Origin of the sequence: Neobacillus drentensis (assembly GCF_036962765.1) — a bacterium.
Taxonomy (GTDB): domain Bacteria; phylum Bacillota; class Bacilli; order Bacillales; family Cytobacillaceae; genus Neobacillus; species Neobacillus drentensis_C.
Window position 1 is genome coordinate 1 of sequence record NZ_JBALOS010000308.1, and the last position, 8107, is coordinate 8107.

Annotated in this window: 7 protein-coding genes; 1 reads left to right on the top strand and 6 read right to left on the bottom strand. The window is 37.8% G+C overall.

What is annotated here, in order from left to right:
* On the bottom strand, positions 1–665 hold a 665-nt coding region (locus tag V7137_RS27785; RefSeq protein WP_335701055.1), incomplete at its 3' end, for a DUF2161 domain-containing phosphodiesterase.
* Positions 666–774: 109 nt separating this feature from the next.
* Positions 775–1278: a hypothetical protein gene (locus V7137_RS27790; RefSeq protein ID WP_335701056.1), complete on the bottom strand. Its 504-nt coding sequence runs from the start codon at positions 1276–1278 to the stop codon at positions 775–777.
* 198 nt (positions 1279–1476) lie between these two features.
* Between V7137_RS27790 and V7137_RS27795 the strand changes: the two genes are divergently transcribed.
* Positions 1477–1770 carry a hypothetical protein gene (locus tag V7137_RS27795; protein ID WP_335701057.1) on the top strand — a complete coding sequence of 98 codons (294 nt, stop codon included), beginning with the start codon at positions 1477–1479 and terminating at the stop codon, positions 1768–1770.
* Positions 1771–1927: 157 nt separating this feature from the next.
* On the opposite strand, the gene V7137_RS27800 is transcribed toward V7137_RS27795, so the two are convergent.
* The 4 genes from V7137_RS27800 to V7137_RS27815 form a co-directional block, all read right to left on the bottom strand.
* Positions 1928–3949 (bottom strand): glycoside hydrolase family 3 protein, encoded by a 2022-nt coding sequence (locus tag V7137_RS27800; protein ID WP_335701058.1) that lies wholly within the window; start codon positions 3947–3949, stop codon positions 1928–1930.
* 349 nt (positions 3950–4298) lie between these two features.
* Positions 4299–5042 (bottom strand): response regulator transcription factor, encoded by a 744-nt coding sequence (locus V7137_RS27805; protein WP_335701059.1) that lies wholly within the window; start codon positions 5040–5042, stop codon positions 4299–4301.
* Positions 5039–6883: a sensor histidine kinase gene (locus tag V7137_RS27810; protein ID WP_335701060.1), complete on the bottom strand. Its 1845-nt coding sequence runs from the start codon at positions 6881–6883 to the stop codon at positions 5039–5041. The genes V7137_RS27805 and V7137_RS27810 overlap by 4 nt, the downstream gene beginning before the upstream one ends.
* Before the next feature lie 95 nt (positions 6884–6978).
* Positions 6979–8004: a TRAP transporter substrate-binding protein gene (locus V7137_RS27815; RefSeq protein WP_335701061.1), complete on the bottom strand. Its 1026-nt coding sequence runs from the start codon at positions 8002–8004 to the stop codon at positions 6979–6981.
* Positions 8005–8107: the final 103 nt, after the last annotated feature.

Consider the following 8107-nt stretch of genomic DNA (forward strand, 5'->3'; position numbering starts at 1 on the left):
GTTATTACATAGGTCCCTCGATTGATTCTTTCAAACCAACCATAATAGTTTTTCGTAAGAATCGATGAGGTATTTTTTCCTGTTCCTAAATGAATTAACTTTTTCGGAGATAATGGACCTAAATTTTCAAGATAACAAGCAATTTGGATACAATTTTCTTTATAAGCAGTCATAATCTTGGTCCGATTACTGCCGCCCACATTATAGTCCGCACTACGACCATTAATTTCCTTCAGAATAGACTCGCGCTTGAGTTTGTTTTTCCGACGCAAAAAGGGAGTAGGATCAAAAATAATTTCAGCTTTGCCCCGTTTTCCAGGGCTCGAAACAACGATTAACCCGAGTTCCAGCCTGCGAATTAAATGGCATTTCTCTGTCCACTGTTTTGAATTCAAACGATGTTTTGGTTTAGGAATCGCCACATACACCTTATCCGTAATCCGCTGCCGTTTGGCCGCCTGGATCAATAAATCCACAGTCAAATTAAGCTTCAATTCGATGACAACTAACTCCTCATCTTTAACCGCCACGATATCGCAGTTTTTCACTTCACCATAAACCTCATAACCTTCACGGACAAAATAGGTCTGAATGGGTTTATATAAATCTATTTCTTGCAGCTTTTTGTTTCCTTCATCCAGTTTCACCATCTCCATGCAAACCATAATGAACCAACCTAGCCAATGTGACTGATGTTTATTTTTCTAATGTGTCAGTCGCTTACTACGTGCGTCTGAGTTCTTCAGACGGAAATGCTCCGACACTATTCTTTGATTATTTAGATTCTTGTTTTTCCCAATATTCATAGATCATGTTTTGAAAAATTTCATTTAACGTTTTCTTTTTTTGTTTTTTAATCCATTCTACCTGATCAATTGGTAGATTTAGTTTACAACTTACACCCTCATTTGGCATTTCGATTTTTCTTATTTCTTCTATAGTAATGCCATCCTCGATATTAGGAAACCAAGACTCATTTTCATTTACCCGATCGAAATCCTCGTATTCTTGAATATCGTCGAGTTCACAGAATAAATTAAGCTGTGGTAACCCCCCAGATAGAATTTTTACATGCATAATAGAATTGATGATTCTACCATCTTCTAATTCTATCTCTACTATAAGGTTGTCCACGGACTTATATTTTTTTACTACCACCTCACTGACAATCAGATCCAATTCTAAGGTAAAACCCGAACTCGATTCAAAGATGTAGACCGCATTTCTAAAAACATGGATACTCTCACCATCAATTGTGACTGATTTTACAACTACCATTAATCCTTCCTCCATACATTGTTTCATCTATTGTAAGGCAACTTATTTATTGATGTTTAAAATGATGTTTACTCTTTAAATTTACCATAGAAATTGGGAGTCCGTTGTGTTTTTCATTTAAGTTTTAATCCACAATAATTTATATACCTTTTGGGAATATTAGAAGTGGTAATATTTTGGAAAGAGGTGAACGATTCGATGAATCAAGATTTTACGATTGAACAAGCGCAGCTGCCTAAATTCACTAGTCATGAGGAAGCAAGGGAGTGGTTTAAAGGGCAATTTGGTGATCGATTCCTACTTAGGATGACGGATATGAAAGATGGAAGAAGAGTAAATTTCTATCATCTCGTAAAAGATCCTGAAGTGTACAAGCCATATATGGAGAGCTTTGCCAGTGTGGTTACGCATGAAATCACTAACACGGATGTCTTTAAAAGCTATACGACCATTGAGATTGATGATCATGGAAATGTAGAAATCAAGGATTAAATGGTGGTGCCGGACCCCTGGTGAGAATAAATCTGCAAAACCGTTGGCATAATGACAATGAAATGATCAATTAAATAGTGTTTAGTTAAAGAAAATGCTGTCGCCTATTTTCGGCTACAGCATTTTTCAAATTTTCTAAATATCTACAATACACATTTTATTTATATGTCAAACCAAAATCTAATCCGTATGCATCTCCATTTTTATTTTTATAAACATAAGAAGGATCTTCTACATACCCAGGGATGTCCCCAATCTCATGGTCAACTGCTTCTTTATTAGCAGGTATAGTGAAAGGAAGTTTTCCAGTTGGATTGTATTTGCCGCGAATAACATCGACGATGGCCTCCGCCTTTACCCCAAATGTGCTGATTACGGCTGCAGCATTGGGCTCAATTTGATCAATCAACCATGGGTTTGTGAAGTTGATCGCCGTAATCGTCGGTACTTTTTTCTGAATCTCAATAATTCTATCGACATTATTGATTCCTGTTTCAGGGCCTACTGTAATCCGTGGATTATTATCCCAATTGGATTGAACAGGGCGAACCCATACAAACGCATGTGTAGCTTCCGAAAGATTATCTGTGATGGTGATCGATTTATCGTATGTTTGAATGGTTTCTATTAATTTCTTGGTAGCTGCTCCATCATTTCCACCTGGGTACATTTCAACATATAGCTTTACATTTTTTATTTTCCCATCATTTAAAGGTAAAAAATTTTCACCATTGATATTGTCATTGCGCAATAGAACGAGTGACTTCCGGTGCGCTTCATCTGCTTTTTCCTGTGATTTAGGATTATTGATAACATCAAGCGCATTTTGACCATCCACGTAAGGGTTTTCGAACAGACCTAATTTCATCATCTCAGTTAGTAAGAAAGTGACAGATTCATCCACTTTATCTTCATTTAGCAACCCGTTTTTAACGGCATTGATAATCGGAGTCGGATCCGAAGCACCAGAAATAATATTGGTCCCCGCTTCGATTGCTTTGGCAAATTTTTGTTCTGATGTTAACCCTTCCGCACCCCAGGCATTATTACCAACTGCACCTGTATCGGAGTTAACATATCCTTTAAAACCAAGCTGCCCGCGTAAAAGGTCGGTGATGATCGCTTTGTTTAAGGCAAAGCCAACTTCTTCAAATTGCTGATTTTCGCTATACCATGACAATCCTTGGTCGGCACTCGTATTGCTAGGATAGGCGTAATAAGGCATCACCGACGAAACACCAGCAGCGATTGCTGCTTTAAAAGTCGGAATATGATATTTAAGAAGGCTTCCTTCTGTCGGGTAGGGGTTGAATTTCCCTTCCACAAAATGTGGATCCAAGCCATTATCACGTGCTCCGCCGCCAGGGAAATGCTTCACGGTGATCGAAACACTGTCTTTTCCAAGTTCATCGCCTTGAAACCCTTTTATGACATTATAAATCATATCTGAAGCTAGTTCAGGCTCCTCTCCAAATGTATCTTCAATCCTTGCCCAAAGTGGATCGGTGGCGATGTCGGCAGTATACCCGTAAACTTTACGAATACCGGCTGATCTCCATTCCTTTGCTGCAGTTTCAGCAAACTCCTTTACTAGACTGGCATCGCGCGTTGCCGCTAAACCTAATGGACCCGGCCAAAAAGAATGCAGTCCCGTCCCCTCACTACTATTCGTATAATCCGTGGAAGCATGATTCCGCGGATTTGACGTGATAACAATAGGGATACCTAACCTTGAACCCTCTGCTGCTTCCTGCAGCTGATTATTATAGTCTGCTATGATATCTGCAGTTGGGGTTTGGCGGAAAATGTAGTATCGTGTGTTTTGATTAATTAATTTATTCGGTAGGACTAACTTATTATTTTTAAATGATGGGAATTCCGTAATAAGCATCATACCTGCTTTTTCCTCAAGAGTCATCTTTTTCACGAGATCCTTAACGCGTACTTCAGTAGGGATCTGCCAATTTTCATAAGGGTCAAGTCTTCCATTATGATTTAAATCTCTGAATTTCTTCTCCCCTTTAACTAGAATGTGTTTGGTTCTCGCTTCAACATCCGGTGCATTTTGCTTATTACCATTTGATTTGCCAGTTTCCGCACTTGCAAATGGTATAACAAGCGATGATACCATCAATGCCGCAATCGATAAGGTTGCTGCTTTTTTTGAGAATCGTTTCATATTAATTCCTCCCCCATTTTCTACTAAACCGCTGACAAAAAAGTAAAAATAATAACATCCTAAACGAATTATGACATTCCTATCATCCCCTTAAAAAGAAAACGCTTTCACTTAATAAGTGTATAATTAAGAAGCAAATGGATAATAGTGAGTATTTTTAGGTGTATTTGTGTTTTTTTAAGATTATTAGTATACAGCCATTTATACCCACGACCATTGACCTATCTACTGTTCCTATCAGACTCAAAATTTCCTTATTAGGGAAGATTCTTCTTATGCACAAAAAAGAAGCCAAAACATGGATTCTTGACTCCTTCAATCATTTTTATAGGATCTTTCCCGAGCGTTTTCAAATGGCTGATTTCCGAAATGCTGATGGAGAGCAGCCCATAATCCGCTTAAAGTTATTACTAAAATACGCTAAATCAGAATAACCGACTCTCTCAGCAATCTCGGACATTCGTAAGGTTGTCAGCAGTAACAAACGTTTACTTTCCTCAATTCGAAGATCAGTGATATAATCAACAAACTTTTTGTTCAGTTGTTGTTTGAACAATTGGCTGAGGTAACTAGGATTCATATGGACGTTTTCTGCCGCGTCTTTTAGGGTAATTTGATCTAATGGTGTTTTTTCTATATACTGCAAAACCTTTTCAATCGTTGAGGAAGGAAGAGTTTCATCGCCCATGCAGGGAATGTTCCCTTTTGATTTTTCTTTGGATTCATTATCCAACCACTTTTCAAGACAAACTTTTAATTCGTTCTCCTCCACTGGTTTTAGGAGGTAATCAGTTACACCAGTTCGAAGGGCTTGTTGAACAAATTGAAACTCGTCATGAACGCTGATCACAATGACATCCTGTTCTTTCTTTAATTGACTCAATTCTTTTACAAACGAGAGCCCGTCCATTATGGGCATTCGAATATCCGTTAATACAAGATCGACATCATTTTGTTTGATCCAGTCGAGTGCTTCTAATCCGTTTTCAGATTCGTGTACTACATGCAATGGAAGATTCAACCTGTTTAGGGTCCATTTAAGAGCTGCGCGAACCCATCTCTCATCATCAACCAACAAAATATTTTTTTTCACACTCTCTCCCCTTCCTCATGATTGTCAAGAATGGGTAAATGGATCAATACCTCTGTTCCGGAACCGTGTTTATTTTGAATGGTGATCCCATACTCAGATCCAAACAAATAATGAATCCGTTGGTGAACATTTAGTATTCCAATATTTTTTCCATTCATAGTAGTCGTTTTTTGATCCATTCTTTTCTTGATTTCTTCTAATATACTTTCCTGTATTCCCTTACCGTTATCCACAATGCTCATAACAAAGGAAGATTCAGTATGACGAAACACCGATATCACAATTTTTATCTTTCTAGTGTTCGGACCATAACCGTGTACAAAACAATTTTCAACGAGCGGCTGCAGTGAAAATTTTACCACCTTAAGGTTCATGGCCCATTTCGGGATATCAAACACGTACTCAACACGATCCTCGAAGCGAAACTTTTGAATCCTCAGGTACGCTTCACAAAAATTAATTTCTTCCCTAAGACACACGGTAGAGGAATGATTATTCAGATTATACCGGAGTAATTTTCCTAACGAGTAAGATATGGTTGCAATATTTTCCTGATTTTCTTCTAATGCCATGCCTCTAATCGTTTCAAGAGAATTGTATAAAAAATGAGGATTCATTTGTGATTGCAGCATTTTTAATTCGACTTCTTTTTGTTTAAGTGACATTTCTGCTTCTTTTAATTTAGAGACATATACTTCTTCAAGCAGATCGGATAGTTTCTCAACGGTATTATTAAATCCAGCAGTCAATTGTCCGATTTCATCGTTGGAATCCACTTGGACTCTGCCTTCTAGATTTCCAATTTCAACTTCCTTCATAAAATGTTGGAGACGACGGATAGGCCGAATGATACTTGTAGCGAATCCGAAACCGATCATATAGGCAATAATTAAAGAGACTAAAATCGTTAAGGAAATGGTTTTTTCAATTTGAATCATTCCTCCCGTTAAATCCCGGTATGGGACAGCTGTTAAAAACCTCCAGCCAAGATTCCGTGAGAAAGTATAGGTAACGAAATCTTTTCGTTCATTTTCTAAAATTTCTGTCCTGCTTCCTTCTGTTTTTAATTTGGAAAGTTGTTTATATTCCACCAATTTACCAAGTTTCGAATAATCGGGATGATATACATAATGTCCGTTTGCATCCAAAATAAAAAAATAACCATTTTCACTAATTGTTACTTTGTTAGAAATTTCTTCGATTCGTCTGAAATTGATATCAATAATCAGCAGGCCAACTGGCAGGAGAGTCCGAGGATTATATAACCGCCGTACGAGTGAAATGACAGGCTGTTCATTATTTTCTAAAGTAAGCTTCCTCGTCACTAACATACTCATCCCATTAAGTGGTACGGACGAATACCAATATTCCTCTTTCATTTTCGTTGCCGGATAAAAATTTCTCATTCCGAGCGTATCAATGACTTGATTGTTACCTAGCAGGATGGTGATATTAGATATATCAGCTCTTGAGTATTCAGCCGCTTTTAGGGTGTTACGAGTGGATTCAATCAATTTCTTTTTATCTTCATTTTCCAACGATTGCGATTTCAAAAGACTGGACAATTCAGGAGAATTGATAATTTTAAGGCTGGTAATCTCAAAATCCTGTAAATAATATTCAATATGTGTCTCGACTTGATCTATTACTTGTCTGCTCGATTGCCTAAGTTCATTTTCTAACTCAACAGATGAACGATTGTAGGAAATAATTCCAACTGAAAGGACAGGAAATATGACTAGAAAACTGGCGAAGACGCAGAGCTTAATCATCAGTGATTGATTTCTTAATAGAATGTATCTTTCAATTAATTCTGCTAATTTTCTCCAGCACATTTTCATAAGTATCATTCCTTACCCTTGATCATTTTTTAAACAGAAAATACCTAGCTGGTAGATGAAAATTATTACCAGCTAGGCTTTCCGCCAATTATCGATTATGGTCGTGCTTTATCAATCGCATCCATTACTTCTTTGTAATCCATTGAATATTTATCCACCATGGATTTAACTGCTTCTTTCCAAGGTGTAATATCATCAACCTCTGTAAATATCACTCCAGCATCTTTCAATTTCTTTGTAGAACGTTCTTCCCACTTATCCCATTCTTCTCTCTGAGCATTAACAGAATCAAGTGCGGCTTGTTTTACAATTTTTTGATCTTTTTCTGAAAGTTTATCCCAAGCTGCTTTACTAATAAGCAGGACTTCTGGAATCCGCTGATGGTGGTCTAATATAAAGTTTTTAGCTTCCTGATAATGGTTGGAAGAGTCTAAGCTTGGAATATTATTTTCTGCACCGTCGATAATACCTGTTTGCAGGGCGCTAAAGACCTCACCATATGGCATTGGTGTGGCACTTGCCCCAAGTGCTTTCATGAAATCAATATTGATTTTACTTTGTTGAACACGAATCTTTTGCCCTTTTAAATCCTTTACACTTTTTAATGGTTTGGTAGAATAAAAGCTACGTGATCCGGAATCGTAATAAGCAAGCCCTTTCATTTTTGACTGTTCTAAACCATCTAACAACTTGGTTCCCATCTCACCATTAAGGAAATTCCATAAATGCTCTTCACTTTCGAACACATATGGGAGTCCTAGTGCGGTGAACTGGTCATTAAACTCGGCAAGTGGACTAGAATTGATTCTCGTAAACTCAATTGCTCCTAGCTGAACCTGTTCGAGCACAGATTTTTCATCCCCTAATTGGGCAGATGGAAATACTTCAATTTTAATGCGGCCATTCGTTCTTTCTTCTACCAATTCGGCAAACTTTTTATCTCCAACAACCGTTGGATAATCTGGCGGCTGATTATCAGCCAGGCGGAAGGTATATTTAGGCTCCTCTGCTTTCGATCCCCCGTCTTTTGTTGTACTCGCTTCCTCTTTTCCGCAGGCAGCCAGGATGGTACCCATTAATAGCGTTGCGGCAAGAATTCCTGTAATTTTTTTTCTCTTCATTTTTGAAACCCTCCTTAAAATGATTGATTTATTTTCACCTTACCTTCGGTTACTTGGCTATCATATTTGGAAGCCACATGACTACCTCAGGTATATAGGTAAT